13 protein-coding genes are annotated in these 17,648 nt (G+C 59.1%); all 13 read right to left on the reverse strand.

All coding sequences use genetic code 11. The annotated features are described in order from the left end of the window. Positions 1–414 precede the first annotated feature (414 nt). Entirely contained in the window at positions 415–711 is a 297-nt protein-coding gene (locus tag POI8812_RS00300; RefSeq protein WP_108780546.1) for a 50S ribosomal protein L23, read from the reverse strand. Beyond that, on the reverse strand, positions 708–1,328 hold the full coding sequence (gene rplD, locus POI8812_RS00305) for a 50S ribosomal protein L4 (RefSeq protein ID WP_108780547.1): 621 nt from the start codon (positions 1,326–1,328) through the stop codon (positions 708–710). The genes POI8812_RS00300 and rplD overlap by 4 nt, the downstream gene beginning before the upstream one ends. Continuing rightward, the gene (rplC, locus tag POI8812_RS00310; RefSeq protein ID WP_108780548.1) at positions 1,325–2,170 is read right to left on the reverse strand and encodes a 50S ribosomal protein L3; all 846 of its coding nucleotides are present in this window, start codon (positions 2,168–2,170) and stop codon (positions 1,325–1,327) included. The genes rplD and rplC overlap by 4 nt, the downstream gene beginning before the upstream one ends. Before the next feature lie 11 nt (positions 2,171–2,181). Next, positions 2,182–2,490, reverse strand: coding sequence for a 30S ribosomal protein S10 (rpsJ, locus tag POI8812_RS00315; RefSeq protein ID WP_108780549.1), 309 nt, complete (start codon positions 2,488–2,490; stop codon positions 2,182–2,184). A 70-nt stretch (positions 2,491–2,560) separates the two neighbouring features. Continuing rightward, positions 2,561–3,736 (reverse strand): elongation factor Tu, encoded by a 1,176-nt coding sequence (gene tuf, locus POI8812_RS00320; RefSeq protein WP_108780550.1) that lies wholly within the window; start codon positions 3,734–3,736, stop codon positions 2,561–2,563. Positions 3,737–3,768: 32 nt separating this feature from the next. After that, positions 3,769–4,281, reverse strand: a complete 513-nt coding sequence (locus POI8812_RS00325) for a hypothetical protein (protein ID WP_146186088.1) — start codon at positions 4,279–4,281, stop codon at positions 3,769–3,771. 35 nt (positions 4,282–4,316) lie between these two features. Further along, on the reverse strand, positions 4,317–6,434 hold the full coding sequence (gene fusA / locus POI8812_RS00330; RefSeq protein ID WP_108780552.1) for an elongation factor G: 2,118 nt from the start codon (positions 6,432–6,434) through the stop codon (positions 4,317–4,319). Between the two features lie 24 nt (positions 6,435–6,458). After that, entirely contained in the window at positions 6,459–6,929 is a 471-nt protein-coding gene (rpsG, locus tag POI8812_RS00335; protein ID WP_108780553.1) for a 30S ribosomal protein S7, read from the reverse strand. A 15-nt stretch (positions 6,930–6,944) separates the two neighbouring features. After that, positions 6,945–7,316, reverse strand: a complete 372-nt coding sequence (gene rpsL / locus POI8812_RS00340; protein ID WP_108780554.1) for a 30S ribosomal protein S12 — start codon at positions 7,314–7,316, stop codon at positions 6,945–6,947. A 260-nt stretch (positions 7,317–7,576) separates the two neighbouring features. Continuing rightward, entirely contained in the window at positions 7,577–8,401 is an 825-nt protein-coding gene (locus tag POI8812_RS00345) for a DUF2059 domain-containing protein (protein ID WP_108780555.1), read from the reverse strand. 136 nt (positions 8,402–8,537) lie between these two features. Then, entirely contained in the window at positions 8,538–12,752 is a 4,215-nt protein-coding gene (gene rpoC / locus POI8812_RS00350) for a DNA-directed RNA polymerase subunit beta' (RefSeq protein WP_108780556.1), read from the reverse strand. Positions 12,753–12,831: 79 nt separating this feature from the next. Next, positions 12,832–16,944 (reverse strand): DNA-directed RNA polymerase subunit beta, encoded by a 4,113-nt coding sequence (gene rpoB / locus POI8812_RS00355; RefSeq protein WP_108780557.1) that lies wholly within the window; start codon positions 16,942–16,944, stop codon positions 12,832–12,834. Between the two features lie 259 nt (positions 16,945–17,203). After that, entirely contained in the window at positions 17,204–17,584 is a 381-nt protein-coding gene (gene rplL, locus POI8812_RS00360) for a 50S ribosomal protein L7/L12 (RefSeq protein WP_108780558.1), read from the reverse strand. Between the last annotated feature and the right edge of the window lie 64 nt (positions 17,585–17,648).

Raw genomic sequence — 17,648 nt, forward strand, 5'->3', positions numbered from 1 at the left:
TCCTAAATATATATTCGAACCTAATACATATTCCTCCTTTATCGATTTACAAAGGCAAAGCCTAGAAAAACAAGGTTAAGACTGGGTACTGCTCAGAGTGGGCTACAAATAGGCCTCAAGCCAATTAGGCGAGGCAGCTCCCGCCACGTGCCACGCGCGTTCGCGGCTGAAATGCCCCCCTTACACGTTTCCAAGACGCTGTCATTCGCACCCCGCGGGAGGGCGCTTTAGCGCCCACCTAAACTCGTACGCTGCCCTACGTTTCGAGTCGGAGGCCCCATCATGCGCGATGCAAGCGACATTGTTCATTGTGGGATTTCAATCCGGTAAGCCCCCTCAGCGAACACCCGGCAAGCAAAAAGGCCCCCGCCAATCGGCAGGGGCCCTCCTAAAATTCTCACCAATCCGAAAGGATCAGAGGCCGGTGGACACGTCGATCGTGTTGCCCTCTTCGAGGGTCACATAGGCCTTCTTGACGTCCTTGCGCGTGCCGAGGCGACCACGGAAGCGCTTCACTTTGCCTTTGGAGATGGTCGTGTTCACGGCCTTCACCTTGACGTTGAAGAGGCCTTCGACCGCTTCTTTGATCTGCGGCTTGTTGGCGTCAATCGCAACTTCGAAGACCACAGCGCCGGACTCGGACGCCAGCGTGGACTTCTCCGTGATGATCGGACGACGGATCACGTCGTAGAGTTCTGCTTTCACGCTCATTTCAGACGCGCCTCCAGCGCTTCGACGGCGGATTTCGTCAGAACCAGCGTGTCGGCCTTGAGAATGTCATAGACATTCGCACCCATGGACGGGAGCACGTTCACGTCAGCGAGGTTCTGGCTTGCCCGCTTGAAGTTTGCATTCACTTCAGCACCGTCGATGACGAGGGTGCGGTTCCAACCGTTCTTGGAGACCTGACCGGCGAGGGTCTTGGTCTTTGCATCGGCCATATCCGCATTCTCGATCACGACCAGCTCACCCGCGCCTGCCTTGGCAGAAAGCGCGTGCTTCAGGCCGAGGGCACGGAACTTCTTGGTCAGGTCATGCGCGTGGCTGCGCGGAACCGGACCCTTTGTCGTGCCACCCTTGCGGAACTGAGATACACCACGGTCACCATGGCGTGCGCCACCGGTGCCCTTTTGGCGGTAGATCTTCTTCGTGGAATACGAAGTTTCACCACGCGTCAGCGTCTTGTGCGTGCCCTGCTGGCGACGGGCCAGCTGCCAACGCACGACGCGGTGCAGGATGTCCTTGCGCGGCTCAAGACCAAAGACCTCATCAGAGAGGTCGATGGACCCGGCGGCACCGGCATCAAGGTTGATTACGTCGAGTTTCATTTGTCCTCACCCCCTTCAGGAGCGTCCTGAGCCTCGGCAGCAGCTTCGGCTTCGGCAGCCTCGATTGCGGCCTGCTCTTCAGCAGCAGCAGCAGCGGCAGCAGCTTCAGCTTCGGCAGCAGCAGCGGCTTCGGCCTCAGCAGCAGCTTTCGCAGCTTCTTCAGCAGCGGAGCGCAGAGCGGCAGGCAGGATCACGTTATCAGGCAGGGCCTTCTTAACGGCATCCTTGATCGTCACCCAACCACCTTTGGAACCAGGAACGGCGCCTTTGACCATGATCAGGCCACGGTCGCTGTCAGTCTTGACGACTTCCAGGTTCTGAGTGGTCACGCGAACAGCACCCATGTGGCCAGCCATCTTCTTACCTTTGAAGACTTTGCCAGGATCCTGACACTGACCAGTGGAGCCGTGCGAACGGTGGGAGATGGACACACCGTGGGAGGCCCGCAGACCGCCAAAGTTGTGACGCTTCATCGCACCCGCAAAGCCCTTACCGATGGACGTACCCGCCACATCGACATACTGGCCCGCAAAGTAATGATCTGCGGTGATTTCCTCACCCACGTCGATCATGTTCTCTGCAGAGACACGGAACTCCGCCAGCTTCCGCTTCGGCTCAACCTTCGCAACGGCGAAGTGGCCGCGCATCGGCGCGCTGACATTCTTTGCCTTGGCCGAACCCACGCCAAGCTGAACAGCGGAATAGCCGTCACGCTCGGCGGTGCGCTGTGCAACCACCTGGCAGTTTTCCATCTGGAGAACGGTCACAGGGATCTGCTTACCGTCTTCCATGAACAGCCGGGTCATGCCCAGCTTTTTTGCAATCACTCCGGAACGCAACATCGCTCGGCCCCTTAGAGTTTGATTTCAACGTCCACACCGGCGGCGAGGTCGAGCTTCATCAGCGCGTCCACGGTCTGTGGTGTGGGATCGACGATATCCAGCAGGCGCTTGTGCGTGCGGATTTCGAACTGCTCACGGCTCTTCTTGTCCACGTGGGGACCGCGAAGAACGGTGAATTTCTCAATCTTGTTGGGCAGCGGGATCGGACCGCGGACCGTGGCACCCGTACGCTTTGCGGTCGAAACGATTTCCTGCGTGCTGGTGTCGAGCACGCGGTAATCGAAGGCCTTGAGCCGGATGCGAATGTTCTGACCGTTCATTTTGGTCGCCTCATGTTCGCGTGTTCAAAGAGCACGGCCGGAGGGACGATCCCCCCGGCCGGGTATACGATTATTCGATGATGGAAGCGACGACGCCAGCGCCGACGGTGCGGCCGCCTTCGCGGATAGCGAAGCGCAGCTTTTCTTCCATGGCGATCGGGGCGATCAGCTCGACGTCGAACTTCAGGTTGTCGCCCGGCATCACCATTTCGGTGCCTGCGGGAAGCTCAACCGTGCCGGTCACGTCCGTCGTGCGGAAGTAGAACTGCGGGCGGTAGTTCGCGAAGAACGGCGTGTGACGGCCACCCTCTTCCTTCGTCAGGATATACGCCTCGGCCGTGAACTTCGTGTGCGGCTTCACCGAACCCGGCTTACACAGAACCTGACCACGCTCAACGCCGTCACGGTCAACGCCGCGCAGCAGCGCACCGATGTTGTCGCCTGCTTCGCCAGAGTCGAGCAGCTTGCGGAACATCTCAACGCCCGTGCAGGTCGTCTTCTTCGTGTCGCGGATGCCGACGATTTCGATCTCGTCGCCCACATTGATCACGCCACGCTCCACACGACCGGTCACAACCGTACCGCGGCCCGAGATCGAGAACACGTCTTCGATCGGCATCAGGAACGGCTGGTCCACGGCCCGCTCGGGGTTCGGGATGTAGCTGTCCACAGCCGCCATCAGCTCGGCGATCTTCTCTTCACCGATGTTGGCGTCACGGCCTTCGAGAGCCGCCAGCGCGGAGCCCGCGATGATCGGAATATCGTCGCCCGGATAGTCGTAGTCGGAGAGCAGCTCGCGCACTTCCATCTCGACCAGCTCGAGCAGTTCCTCGTCGTCGACCTGATCGACTTTGTTCAGGAACACGACCATGTAAGGAATGCCGACCTGACGGCCGAGCAGGATGTGCTCACGCGTCTGGGGCATCGGGCCGTCGGCCGCGTTCACCACCAGGATCGCGCCGTCCATCTGCGCCGCACCGGTGATCATGTTCTTGACGTAGTCCGCGTGGCCCGGGCAGTCGACGTGGGCGTAGTGACGGCCCTCGGTCTCGTACTCAACGTGCGCGGTCGAAATCGTGATCCCGCGCGCTTTCTCTTCAGGCGCACCGTCAATCTCGTCATAGGCCTTGAAGTCGCCGAACTGCTTCGTGATCGCAGCCGTCAGCGTCGTCTTACCATGGTCAACGTGACCAATCGTGCCGATGTTCACATGCGGTTTCGTCCGCTCAAACTTTTCCTTAGCCATGCTAAAGCCTCCTCAGAGTGTGTTTCGTTCCGTCAGGACCCAACGAGTTGCTGACGTGCCCGCTCAACAAATTGACGGGCGAGATCAATAACCACGGCGTCGTCGCCGCGGAAGTCGGCCCCTTCGATCACACCCTCCTGGGTGTTCACGCCGGGATTAAACAGTGCAGACACCTGAATCGGTGCCGCGAGGGATGCGCCCGTAGCCGCATCCAAGAGAGTTGCAGTGCCCGTCATCGTGCTGGGGCCAGTGCCCAGGAACGTCGTTCCACTGCCGAGATCGACATCGAGAATGTTGAGCTGCACAACCGCCGGGCGATCCCCGACAATGTAACGCATGTCAACAATCGCTGCCGCTTCAAGGGCCTGCTTCACATCGAAGGCCGCGACCTCACGACCGCGGGTGACATCCCCGATCGCGCTGACGTCGACATTCGTGCTCACGATGCGGATATCGCGCAGCACCCGGGCATCCGTTGCAGGCGCCTGATAGGGCACTACTCCGGGCTGGCCACAAGCGACCAGCCCGAAAAGGACTGTCGCCATAACTGTGCTGCGCAACATCATCTCTCTACCTTTCCTCAGGCGTATTTCGCCTGGATCTCTTCCGAGATGTTGGACGGAACGGCGTCATAATGATCGAACTGCATCGTGAACTGCGCGCGGCCCGAAGACATGGAGCGCAGGTTGTTGATGTAGCCGAACATGTTGGCCAGCGGCACGAACGCATCAATGACAATCGCGTTGCCGCGCGTGTCCTGACCCTGCACCATGCCGCGACGGGAGGTGAGATCACCAATGATCGAACCGGTATACTCTTCCGGCGTCAGCACCTCGACCTTCATCATCGGCTCAAGCAGTTTCGCACCCGCTTTCCGCAGACCTTCACGCATCGCCATACGGGATGCGATCTCGAATGCGAGAACCGAGGAGTCAACGTCGTGGAATGCACCATCGATCAGTGCAACCTTGAAGTCGATCACAGGGAAGCCTGCCAGCGGACCGGAGTCCATGACCGACTGGATGCCCTTCTCGACTCCTGGGATGTATTCCTTCGGAACAGCACCACCCACGATACGGGACTCGAAGGAATAACCTTCGCCCGGCTCCGTCGGCGTGATGATCAGCTTAACGCGACCAAACTGACCCGTACCACCGGACTGCTTTTTGTGCGTGTAGTCGATTTCCGCCTCGGTGGAGATCGTCTCACGGTAAGCAACCTGCGGCGCACCGATATTCGCCTCAACCTTGAATTCCCGCTTCAGGCGGTCAACGAGGATGTCGAGGTGAAGTTCGCCCATGCCCTTCATGATGGTTTGACCAGACTCAAGGTCAGTCTCAACACGGAAGGACGGATCTTCTGCCGCCAGACGCGCGAGGCCCTGGGACATCTTCTCCTGGTCGGCCTTCGTCTTCGGCTCGACCGCGATCTCGATCACAGGATCGGGGAACGTCATCGTTTCGAGGACAACCGGATCGTTCTGGGCGCAGAGCGTGTCGCCCGTGGTCGTGTCTTTCAGACCGGCCAGCGCGATGATGTCGCCCGCAAACGCTTCCTGAATCTCGTCCTGCTTGTTGGAGTGCATCATGACCATACGGCCAACGCGCTCTTTCTTGCCTTTGGTCGAGTTCAGCAGGCTGTCGCCCTTGTTGATCGTACCGGAGTAAATCCGGGTGAACGTCAAGGAGCCCATGAACGGGTCGTTCATGATTTTGAACGCGAGGCCGGAGAAAGCCATGTCATCATCAGCGCGGCGTGCGATGTTACGGGTTTCCGTCTCATCACCCGGCTTGAAGCCCATGTAGTCAACAACGTCGAGCGGGCTCGGCAGATAGTCGATCACAGCGTTGAGCAGCGGCTGAACACCTTTGTTCTTGAACGCGGAACCACCGAGAACAGGAACAAAGGACAGCGAAAGCGTACCTTTGCGGAGCAGCGAGCGCAGAGTAGCAATGTCAGGCTCGTTGCCTTCCAGATACTCCATCATCGCATCGTCGTCCATTTCAACGGCAGCTTCGACCATCTTGCCGCGCCACTCGTCAGCCATGTCCTTGAGGCTGTCGCGGATCGGAGCCTTGACCCAGGATGCACCCAGATCTTCGCCCTGCCACAACCACTCTTCCATGGTCACGAGGTCGATGAGGCCTTCCAGCTCGGTCTCCGCGCCAATCGGAATACCGACAGGAACGGCACGCGCGCCGGTGCGATCTTCGATCATGTTGACGCAGTTGAAGAAGTCAGCGCCGATCTTGTCCATCTTGTTGACAAAGACCATCCGCGGAACCTTGTACCGGTCGGCCTGACGCCAAACGGTTTCGGTCTGCGGCTCAACACCTGCGTTTGCGTCGAGAACGCAAACCGCGCCGTCGAGAACGGCAAGCGAACGCTCAACTTCAATGGTGAAGTCAACGTGGCCAGGGGTGTCGATGATGTTCAGGCGGTGCTTCGGAGTATCAGGCGTCTGGCCGTCTTCCGTACGCTCCCAGAAAGTGGTGGTCGCAGCGGAGGTAATCGTGATGCCACGCTCCTGCTCCTGCTCCATCCAGTCCATGGTAGCCGCGCCATCGTGCACTTCGCCGATGTTGTGGGATTTGCCCGTGTAGAACAGAATCCGCTCCGAACAGGTGGTCTTACCTGCATCGATGTGAGCCATGATCCCGAAGTTACGGTACAGCTCGAGGGGATATTCGCGTGCCATGTTGAGTGTCCTCTAGGCTCGTAATTACCAGCGATAGTGAGAGAACGCTTTGTTCGCCTCAGCCATCTTGTGCGTGTCTTCGCGCTTCTTCACAGCGGTGCCGCGAGAGTTGACGGCGTCGAGCAGCTCGCCTGCGAGGCGCTCTTCCATCGTGTTCTCGTTGCGGGCACGGGACGCCGTGATCAGCCAACGGATCGCGAGAGCTTCGCGACGCTCGGGGCGCACTTCGACGGGAACCTGATAGGTCGCACCACCAACACGGCGGGAGCGAACTTCGAGCGCGGGCTTAATGTTGTCGAGTGCTTCGTGGAACACTTCGATCGGCTCACGCTTCATGCGGTCTTCAACGCGCGTAAGCGCGCCGTAAACGATGCTTTCAGCGGCAGATTTCTTGCCGTCATACATCAGGTTGTTCATGAACTTGGTCAGAACGCGGTCACCATACTTGGCGTCCGGCAGAACTTCCCGTTTCTCGGCGCGATGGCGTCGTGACATCTCGCGGTCTCCTTCTTATTTCGGACGCTTTGCGCCGTACTTCGAACGACGCTGACGGCGATCTTTGACGCCTTGCGTGTCGAGTACACCGCGCAGGATGTGGTAGCGGACGCCCGGAAGATCTTTCACCCGGCCGCCACGGATCAGAACCACAGAGTGCTCCTGAAGGTTGTGGCTTTCACCAGGGATGTAGGAGATCACCTCGAAACCGTTGGTCAGGCGAACCTTCGCAACTTTCCGCATAGCGGAGTTCGGTTTTTTCGGGGTGGTCGTGTACACGCGCGTACAGACGCCACGCTTCTGGGGGCAACCCTCCAGATGCAGCGACTTCGAGCGCTTAACTTTTGGCTGCCGCGGTTTGCGGATCAGCTGTTGGATCGTCGGCATTCCAATCTCGCCCTATCGTTCGTTCAACGGCCAAATGCGCACCTCATGGCACGCACGAACCAAAGCGCATTCCCTTTTGAGAAATGCGCAATGGCGGAAATTCCAGAGGATCGGAGCGACTGCCCGGATCATGACTCGCCAGTATCGGCTGTATTTCTTGTCTCCAAAGGGAATCTCCCCTCGGAAAGTGCGCGATACCTACGCCCGACTCACTCAAGTGTCAACACAGGTCAGCCAAGACCTGACTGCATAGGTGTCCGCTAAATATCTTCTGCCATCAGGGCCGCGCCCAAAAGGGTTCCGAATGCCCGAATTTCAGCGACCATCTCGCCCTCCAGCGCGGAATTTACGGCAGCATACATCTTCTGACCTGCCGGCGTTTCAAGCAGTTCAGCATAGGCCTCAATCTCTTCGATCGTCAGGTCCTGATAGACAAAAGCATGCCGGGGTACGGCTTCGGCGCGAATCTCGGCAACCAGCTCATCATGGCCGCCCATGATCAATGCCAACAAATCGGCTTCAGGCAGCGCATTTGGATTACGCGACGCCAAGGCCGACACAAAGGCGAACTGCACGTTGAGTGACACCGCTGCGGCGGCCTCGTCCGATCCGAACGCAGCGCTCAATCGTTCAAGTGCGGCCAGCCGCTCGGGATCGTCCTGCAACTCAAGCAAGCGCATTCCGGCTGCAATCGTATCCACATCTGCCATCTCCGGCGCTTGGCTCGCTTCCTCCAGCGCGGTGACTTTCTGGCCCAGCTCTGTCGCAAAGAAGGTCTTGAGTTGCTCTAACTCTTCGACTGTCGCCGCTTCGGCCAATCGCTGTGCGGCAGCATCGAACATTTCATCCGGGTCAAAGAAGTTCGGGCCGATCCGGGCCCAGGCGCGCGCCATTGCCGGATCACCACGCTCGGTGTCTTCGGATGGGCTGCGCAGGTCGCGGGCCATATCCTGCGTCATGGTATCGAAGCCATTGAGCAGCAGCATTTCCCGTGACAGGCCAAGCTGTTCCTCTGTCTGAGCCCATGCACTGCCCGCAATCAACGCGGCACAGGCGATCGAAGCGATTTGCTGAAGAACTCTCATGCCCTACTCCCTTTGCTTCTCGTTAAACTAGGCAGGGGGAGAGCATTGGAAAAGGGCGCTGCTTCACAATCGCGCAAGCAAGGGGCCCCGATGCATCCAGCAGCGGGGCCCCTTCTTTGATCGTTCTAGGCAGATCTTACTCTGCGCTGTCCTCTGCCGGAGCAGGGTTTGCAGCCTCTTCTGCTTCCAGAGCAGCCTGCGCTTCCTTCTGACGCTGCGCGATCACCTTCGCGTCGCGCTCTTGCGCGACCCGTTTGATGTCGTGCGTTGCACCGCCCGTACCCGCAGGAATCAGGCGACCAACGATCACGTTCTCTTTCAGACCAATCAGCTTGTCCCGCTTACCTTGCGTGGACGCTTCAGTCAGAACGCGCGTCGTTTCCTGGAACGAAGCGGCAGAGATGAACGAGCGCGTTTGCAGGGATGCTTTGGTGATCCCCAGCAGGATCGGCGCGCCCTTTGCAGGTTCCCCGCCCTTGGCAATCGCCTTCTCGTTCGCCTCATCAAACTCGATCTTATCGACCTGCTCACCTTTCAGAAGCGTCGTGCCGCCGGACTCAGAGATCTCCCATTTCTGGAGCATCTGGCGAACAATCACCTCGATGTGCTTGTCGTTGATCTTCACACCCTGCAGACGATAGACGTCCTGCACCTCATTGATGAGGTAATCCGCCAGCGCCTCGATCCCCAGAATGGCGAGGATATCGTGCGGAGCGGGGTTACCGTCCATGATATACTCACCCTTCTGAACGAAGTCGCCCTCGTTCACCGGGATGTGCTTGCCCTTGGGCACGAGATACTCGACCGCTTCCATGCTGTCATCGGCAGGCTCAAGCGCGATGCGGCGCTTGTTCTTGTAGTCCTTGCCAAAACGAACATAACCGTCCTGCTCTGCGATGATCGCGTGGTCTTTCGGACGACGCGCCTCGAACAGTTCAGCCACACGCGGCAGACCACCGGTAATGTCCTTGGTCTTCGCACCCTCGCGCGGAATACGCGCCAGAACGTCACCCGCCTTCATCTCCTGCCCGTCTTCGACAGAAAGGATGGCGTCCACAGACATTGCGTAAGTGGCCGGGTTGCCGTTGTCCAAACGAACCGGCTCACCGTCCGTATCCGCCAGAATGATCGCAGGCTTCAGTTCGTTGCCCTTAGGGGCCGCGCGCCAGTCGGACACGATCTTCTGCGAAATACCGGTGGCGTCATCCGTTTCTTCCCGAACCGAGATACCTGGTGTGAGATCGACGAACTTCGCGGTGCCGTCCTTCTCCGCGATGATCGGCAGGGTGTAGGGATCCCACTCGGCGAGCTTGTCGCCGCGTGCAATTTCCTGCCCTTCCTTCACCAACAAGGTCGAACCGTAGGCCATCTTGTACTCGGCCCGCGCAACGCCGTTCTCGTCGATCACGGCAATCACCATGTTCCGACCCAGAACGATCACGTCACCCGAAGAGTTGGTGATGACGTTGGAGTTGCGAAGCTCGACTTTACCAGGCTGCGTTGCCTCCAGGAACGACTGCGAACCACCCTGCGCGATGCCGCCGATGTGGAAGGTCCGCATCGTCAGCTGTGTGCCAGGCTCACCGATGGACTGTGCGGCGATGATGCCGACAGCCTCACCCGGGTTCACACGAGTACCGCGTGCAAGGTCACGACCGTAACACTGAACACAGATACCGTCCTCAGCCTCACAGGTCAGTGGGGAGCGCATCTTCATCGACTGAACACCGGCGCTTTCGATGACATCTGCCATCCGCTCGTCGATCAGCTCACCACGCTTGCAAAGAACAACGCTGTCATCCGCCGGATCCAGCACATCTTCAGCCGCAACACGGCCCAGGATCCGCTCGGACAGCGACGCGACGACATCACCATCGGTCACGACCGCTGCAGCCGTGATCGACTTGTCCGTACCACAATCGTCAATCTTGACGATGCAGTCCTGCGCGACGTCGACCAGACGACGGGTCAGATAACCCGAGTTCGCCGTCTTGAGCGCGGTATCGGCCAAACCTTTACGGGCACCGTGGGTGGAGTTGAAGTACTCCGCCACTGTCAGGCCTTCTTTAAAGTTCGACACGATCGGCGTCTCAATGATCTCACCCGAAGGCTTGGCCATCAGACCACGCATCCCGCCCAGCTGTTTCATCTGCGCAGGGGAGCCGCGCGCCCCGGAGTGAGACATCATGTAGACCGAGTTCGGTTCCATCTCGGCACCGGCGTCGTCACGACGCACGGCAGAGATTTCGCCCATCATCGCGTCGGCAACGACGTCAGAACACTGCGACCAGGCATCGACCACCTTGTTGTACTTTTCGCCCTGAGTGATCAGGCCGTCCATGTACTGGCGCTCGAATTCCTTAACCTGCTCGCGCACGTTCTCAACGATGTCCCACTTGGTGTCGGGGATCACCATGTCGTCCTTGCCGAAGGAGATGCCGGCCTTGAACGCCTCGGTGAAGCCGAGGGTCATGATCTGGTCACAGAAGATCACGGATTCTTTCTGACCGCAGTGGCGGTATACCGTGTCGATGACCTCACCGACTTCCTTCTTGCGCAGCAGCCGGTTGACGATGTCGAACGGTGCCTTTGCGTTCTTCGGAAGCAGCGCACCGAGGCGCAGACGGCCCGGTGTGGTCTCGAAACGCTTCATGACCAGCTCACCCGTCTCCGGGTCCACCTGCTCGATGCGAGCCGTGATCTTGGAGTGCAGATGCACCAGACCGGACGTGACAGCGTGTTCGACTTCCTCGATGGAGCCGAAGACCATGCCCTCACCCTTCTGCCCATCGCGCGCAAGCGTGATGTAGTAAAGGCCAAGGATCATATCCTGCGAAGGAACAATAATCGGCTTACCGTTTGCAGGCGACAGAACGTTGTTCGTCGACATCATCAAAACGCGCGCTTCCAGCTGGGCCTCGAGGCTCAGCGGAACGTGCACAGCCATCTGGTCACCGTCGAAGTCCGCGTTGAACGCCGAACACACCAGCGGGTGAAGCTGGATCGCCTTGCCTTCAATCAGCACAGGCTCGAACGCCTGAATGCCCAATCGGTGCAGCGTCGGCGCACGGTTCAACATCACCGGATGCTCGCGGATCACCTCTTCAAGGATGTCCCAAACCTCGGGACGCTCCTTCTCGACCAGCTTCTTGGCCTGCTTCACGGTGGAGGACAGACCCTTCGCATCAAGGCGCGAATAGATGAATGGCTTGAACAGCTCCAACGCCATCTTCTTGGGCAAGCCGCACTGATGCAGCTTGAGCTCCGGCCCGGTCACAATCACCGAACGGCCAGAGAAATCGACCCGCTTACCCAGAAGGTTCTGACGGAAGCGACCCTGCTTACCCTTGAGCATGTCGGAGAGCGACTTGAGCGGACGCTTGTTCGCACCGGTGATCACACGGCCACGGCGGCCATTGTCGAAGAGCGCATCGACGGACTCTTGCAGCATCCGCTTTTCGTTACGGATGATGATGTCCGGCGCGCGCAGCTCGATCAGACGCTTAAGGCGGTTGTTCCGGTTGATCACTCGACGATAGAGGTCGTTGAGATCGGACGTCGCGAAGCGGCCACCGTCCAGCGGCACCAGCGGGCGCAGCTCTGGCGGGATCACGGGAACAACGGTCAGGATCATCCATTCAGGGCGGTTGCCGGAATCGAGGAAGTTTTCAACCAGCTTAAGGCGCTTGATGATCTTCTTGGGCTTCAGCTCACCCGTTGCCTCGGCCAGATCAGCGCGCAGCTGCTCGGCTTCCGCATCCAGGTCGATATCGGCCAGCATTTCACGGATCGCCTCAGCACCAATGCCCGCGCGGAACGCGTCGGCACCGTACAGATCTTCGGCATCCAGAAACTCTTCTTCGGTCAGCAGCTGACCCTTGTTGAGTTCGGTCAGACCGGGCTCGATCACCACATACTGTTCGAAATAGAGGATCCGCTCCAGATCGCGCAGCGTCATGTCCAGCATCAGACCGATGCGGGACGGCAGCGATTTCAGGAACCAGATATGTGCGACAGGTGCGGCCAGCTCGATATGGCCCATCCGCTCACGGCGGACCTTTTGCAGGGTGACTTCCACGCCGCATTTCTCGCAGGTCACACCGCGATATTTCATGCGCTTATATTTGCCGCAAAGGCATTCGTAATCCTTGATCGGGCCAAAGATACGTGCGCAGAACAGGCCATCACGCTCGGGCTTGAACGTACGATAGTTGATGGTTTCCGGCTTTTTGATTTCGCCGAAGGACCAGCTCAGGATCCGCTCGGGCGAAGCGAGCGAAATCTTGATCTCGTCAAAGGTCTTGAGCGGGGCAACCGGGTTGAACGGGTTGTTGATAAGCTCTTGGTTCATTTCGTGATCCTATCTGTCAGTGGCATGTCGCGGCATCGAAGCCGCGGTCGGGGGCGAGCATGCCGCCCCCGGCCTCCGATCACTCCTCTTCGATCTCGGAATCCAGCAGCTCGACATTGAGGCCGAGCGAGCGGATTTCCTTGACCAGAACGTTGAACGATTCAGGCACACCGGCCTCGAAATCGTTGTCGCCCTTCACGATGGCTTCATAGACCTTGGTCCGGCCGGCCACGTCATCCGACTTCACCGTCAGCATTTCCTGCAAGGTGTAGGCGGCGCCGTACGCTTCCAGCGCCCAGACCTCCATCTCACCAAAGCGCTGACCACCGAACTGCGCCTTACCACCCAGCGGCTGCTGCGTGACGAGGGAGTATGGGCCGGTCGAACGGGCGTGGATCTTATCATCCACCAGGTGATGCAGCTTGAGCAGGTACTTCACACCGACCGTGACAGGCCGTGCGAATTGCTCACCTGTCCGTCCGTCAAAGACGATGGACTGGCCGCTTTCATCAAGGCCCGCACGCTTGAGCGCGTCGTTTACATCAGGCTCTTTCGCACCATCGAAAACCGGCGTCGCGATTGGAACACCTGGGGTGACGTTGCCCGCCGCCTCAAGGAATTCTTCATCGGTCATATCGCCCGTTGCCTCTGCATAGACGTCCTCGCCGTAGGCCAGCTTCATGGCATCCTTCACAGGTGTCATGTCACCCGAACGGCGATACTCATCGAGCGCCTCACCCACCATGGAGCCGAGGCCGCGCGCGGCCCACCCCATATGTGTCTCAAGGATCTGACCGACGTTCATGCGCGAGGGCACGCCCAGCGGGTTCAGCACGAAATCAACCTGCGTACCATCGCCGAGGAAGGGCATATCTTCCTCAGGCACCACGCGGGAGATAACACCCTTGTTCCCGTGACGGCCGGCCATCTTATCGCCCGGCTGAAGCTTACGCTTCACGGCGATGAAGACTTTGACCATCTTCATCACGCCCGGCGGCAGGTCGTCGCCACGACGGACCTTGTCGACCTTATCCTCGAACCGGCGGTCCAGCGTACGCTTTTGAGCTTCGAACTGTGCCTGCAACGCTTCCACATTCTTGGCGTCGTTCTCATCTTCCAGCGCCAGCTGCCACCACAGACCCTTGGTCAGCGTCTCGTCCAGCATCTCATCGTCGATGATGGAGCCGGCCTTGACGCCCTTCGGACCCTTAACGGCCTTCTTGCCAGTGATGATGTCGCGCAGACGGGCGTAGATGTTGCGCTCAAGGATCGCGAGTTCGTCGTCCTTATCCCGCTGGAGGCGTTCAACCTCCTCCCGCTCGATCTGCAGAGCACGCTCGTCCTTGTCCACGCCGTGGCGGTTGAACACGCGAACCTCGACCACGGTGCCGTAGTCACCCGGCGGCAAACGCAGGGAGGTATCGCGCACGTCGGACGCCTTCTCACCGAAAATGGCGCGGAGCAGTTTCTCCTCCGGCGTCATCGGGCTTTCGCCCTTCGGCGTGATCTTACCGACGAGGATGTCGCCCGGCCCCACTTCGGCACCGATATAGACGATCCCTGCTTCGTCGAGGTTGCGCAGCGCTTCCTCACCGACGTTCGGGATATCGCGCGTGATCTCCTCCGGCCCCAGCTTAGTATCGCGGGCAGCGACCTCAAACTCTTCGAGGTGGATAGAGGTGAACACGTCATCCTTCACGATCCGCTCGGAGATCAGGATGGAATCCTCGTAGTTGTAGCCATTCCAAGGCATGAACGCGACAAGCACGTTCTTGCCCAGCGCCAGTTCGCCCAGATCGGTGGACGGACCATCGGCCACAACCTCACCTGCGCGTACGCGGTCACCCACCTTCACCAGTGGACGCTGGTTGATACAGGTGTTCTGGTTGGAACGCTGGAACTTGCGCAGACGGTAGATGTCGACGCCTGCATCGCCCGGATCCAGATCGCCCGACGCGCGGACAACAATCCGCATCGCATCGACCTGATCCACGACACCCGCCCGGCGCGCCGTGATCGCAGCGCCGGAATCGCGGGCCACAACCTCTTCGATCCCCGTGCCGACGAACGGCGCTTCCGCCTTCACCAGCGGCACCGCCTGACGTTGCATGTTCGAACCCATCAGCGCGCGGTTCGCGTCATCGTTCTCAAGGAATGGGATCAGCGATGCCGCGACAGAGACCAGCTGCTTCGGGCTCACGTCGATCAGGTTGATATTCTCTGGCGGGTTCAGCTCGAACTCACCTGCTGTCCGGGTGGAGATCAGTTCGTCCGTGAAGGTGCCAGTGTCCGACAGCTTCGCGTTCGCCTGAGCGACCGTGTACCGGCTTTCTTCCGTGGCGGACATGTACTGAACTTCATCTGTCACCTGACCGTCCTTGACGACACGGTAGGGTGTTTCAATGAAGCCGTACTTGTTCACACGCGCAAAGGACGCGAGGGAGTTGATCAGACCGATATTCGGTCCTTCCGGCGTCTCAATCGGACACATCCGGCCATAGTGGGTCGGGTGAACGTCGCGCACCTCAAAGCCCGCACGCTCCCGCGTCAGGCCGCCCGGCCCAAGCGCGGACAGGCGACGCTTGTGCGTCACTTCCGACAGCGGGTTCGTCTGGTCCATGAACTGCGACAACTGGGAGGAGCCGAAGAACTCACGCACAGCCGCAGCAGCAGGCTTCGCGTTGATCAGATCCTGCGGCATCACCGTGTCGATCTCGACGGAGGACATACGCTCCTTGATCGCACGCTCCATGCGCAGCAGACCAACGCGGTACTGGTTCTCCATCAGCTCACCGACAGAGCGGACGCGACGGTTGCCCAGGTGGTCGATATCGTCGATCTCACCGTGCCCGTCACGCAACTCCACCAGCGCCTTGATGACGGCGATGATGTCTTCCTTGCGCAGCGTGCGCATGGTGTCGGGTGCGTCTAGGTTAAGGCGCATGTTCATCTTCACACGGCCAACCGCGGAAAGATCGTAACGCTCACTGTCAAAGAACATGGAATCGAACATCGCCGACGCCGCTTCAACGGTCGGCGGCTCGCCCGGACGCATCACCCGATAGATGTCGAGAAGCGCGGTGTCGCGGTTCATGTTCTTGTCGTTGGACAACGTGTTACGGATATACGGGCCAACATTCACGTGGTCGATATCGAGGGTCGGGATCTCGTCGTGACCCGCCTCGTTCAGCTCGGCCAACAGATCCTCGGTAATCTCGTCGCCCGCCTCGGCATAGATGTAGCCAGTCTTGGGGTTCACGATATCACGCGCCACGAAACGTCCGAAGACATTGTCATATGGCACGAGGATTTCAGTGACAGTGCCTTCGTCGAGCAGCTTTTTCACCGTGCGCGGCGTAACCTTCTTGCCCGCTTCGGCAATCAACTCACCGTCGGCAGCGTTGATGATGTCGTGCGTCGGCTTCGTGCCTCGGATACGCTCTGGGAAGAACGGGGTCGCCCAACCCTTGTCCTTCACATTGCGGAACGTGACCGTGTCATAATAGGCGTCCATGATCCCGTCCTGGTCGAGGCCGAGCGCATAGAGAAGTGTCGTCACCGGCAGCTTCCGGCGGCGGTCGATACGCGCGAACACGATGTCTTTCGCGTCGAATTCGAAGTCCAGCCAGGAACCGCGATAGGGAATGATGCGGGATGCAAACAGCAGCTTACCCGACGCGTGCGTCTTGCCGCGGTCATGGTCGAAGAACACACCCGGGGAACGGTGCATCTGGGAAACGATGACACGCTCCGTTCCGTTGACCACGAACGTGCCGTTCTCGGTCATCAGCGGCAGATCGCCCATATAGACGTCCTGCTCCTTGATGTCCTTGACCGAGCGTGCCCCGGTATCTTCGTCCACCTCGAACACGATCAAACGCAGAGTGACTTTCAGCGGTGCGGCATAGGTCATGTCGCGCTGCTGACACTCTTCAACGTCATATTTCGGGTGCTCAAGTTCGTACTTCACGAACTCAAGGATGGAAGTCTCGTTGAAATCCTTGATCGGGAAAACCGACTGGAAAACGCCCATCAGGCCTTCACCATCCATCGGCTCCAGTCCGTCACCGGACTCCAAGAAGAGATCATAGGAAGATTTTTGAACCTCGATCAGGTTCGGCATTTTCGCAACTTCGCGGATCGATCCGTAATATTTACGGATACGCTTGTGACCGGAGAACGTCTGTACCATGCGTGAGTATTCCTCGTGCTGTCCTCGCGCCGAACCGTTGGGCGACGGTTCGGGCGAAAGCCCGTCAGCGTTGATCATCCCATGCCGTGATGCGGTCCCAAACGCATCAACCCGGATAATCCGCGCCTTTTACGGCCCTCTATTAACGATTGCTAACAAAGGGTCGGAAAAGAAGCGGTTGAGGCTGGACACGCTCATATGCGCGCCCAGCCCCGATATTTCAACCCCTGACGATATCGCCAAGAGTTTCACAAGAAGATTACTTGAGCTCGACTTCTGCGCCAGCTGCTTCCAGCTTGCCCTTGATGTCTTCTGCTTCTTCCTTGGAAACCTGCTCTTTGACAGCTTTGCCGCCAGCTTCGACCAGTTCCTTGGCTTCTTTGAGGCCGAGGCCGGTGATGCCACGAACTTCCTTGATCACGTTGATCTTCTTGTCGCCAGCGGACTTGAGGATCACGTCGAACTCGGTCTGCTCTTCAGCAGCCGCGCCAGCGTCGCCACCAGCAGGGCCAGCCATCATGACGGCGCCACCGGCAGCCGGCTCGATGCCGTACTCGTCTTTGAGGATGTTCTTCAGTTCAGCAGCTTCGAGAAGGGTCAGGCCCACGATCTCTTCTGCGAGTTTCTTGAGGTCAGCCATTTGTCTGTTCCTATACGTTCAGTTCTGTAAGGTCCGGGTCGGGAAGTTATGCCCAACACCGTCC

Source organism: Pontivivens insulae (assembly GCF_900302495.1).
In the GTDB taxonomy this organism is placed as follows: domain Bacteria; phylum Pseudomonadota; class Alphaproteobacteria; order Rhodobacterales; family Rhodobacteraceae; genus Pontivivens; species Pontivivens insulae.

Bases quoted from the DNA above. Each gene is read 5' to 3' on its own strand.
- POI8812_RS00300 (WP_108780546.1), bottom strand. From the start codon at position 711: ATGAGCGTGAAAGCAGAACTCTACGACGTGATCCGTCGTCCGATCATC.
- rplD (WP_108780547.1), bottom strand. From the start codon at position 1,328: ATGAAACTCGACGTAATCAACCTTGATGCCGGTGCCGCCGGGTCCATC.
- rplC (WP_108780548.1), bottom strand. From the start codon at position 2,170: ATGTTGCGTTCCGGAGTGATTGCAAAAAAGCTGGGCATGACCCGGCTG.
- rpsJ (WP_108780549.1), bottom strand. From the start codon at position 2,490: ATGAACGGTCAGAACATTCGCATCCGGCTCAAGGCCTTCGATTACCGC.
- tuf (WP_108780550.1), bottom strand. From the start codon at position 3,736: ATGGCTAAGGAAAAGTTTGAGCGGACGAAACCGCATGTGAACATCGGC.
- POI8812_RS00325 (WP_146186088.1), bottom strand. From the start codon at position 4,281: ATGGCGACAGTCCTTTTCGGGCTGGTCGCTTGTGGCCAGCCCGGAGTA.
- fusA (WP_108780552.1), bottom strand. From the start codon at position 6,434: ATGGCACGCGAATATCCCCTCGAGCTGTACCGTAACTTCGGGATCATG.
- rpsG (WP_108780553.1), bottom strand. From the start codon at position 6,929: ATGTCACGACGCCATCGCGCCGAGAAACGGGAAGTTCTGCCGGACGCC.
- rpsL (WP_108780554.1), bottom strand. From the start codon at position 7,316: ATGCCGACGATCCAACAGCTGATCCGCAAACCGCGGCAGCCAAAAGTT.
- POI8812_RS00345 (WP_108780555.1), bottom strand. From the start codon at position 8,401: ATGAGAGTTCTTCAGCAAATCGCTTCGATCGCCTGTGCCGCGTTGATT.
- rpoC (WP_108780556.1), bottom strand. From the start codon at position 12,752: ATGAACCAAGAGCTTATCAACAACCCGTTCAACCCGGTTGCCCCGCTC.
- rpoB (WP_108780557.1), bottom strand. From the start codon at position 16,944: ATGGTACAGACGTTCTCCGGTCACAAGCGTATCCGTAAATATTACGGA.
- rplL (WP_108780558.1), bottom strand. From the start codon at position 17,584: ATGGCTGACCTCAAGAAACTCGCAGAAGAGATCGTGGGCCTGACCCTT.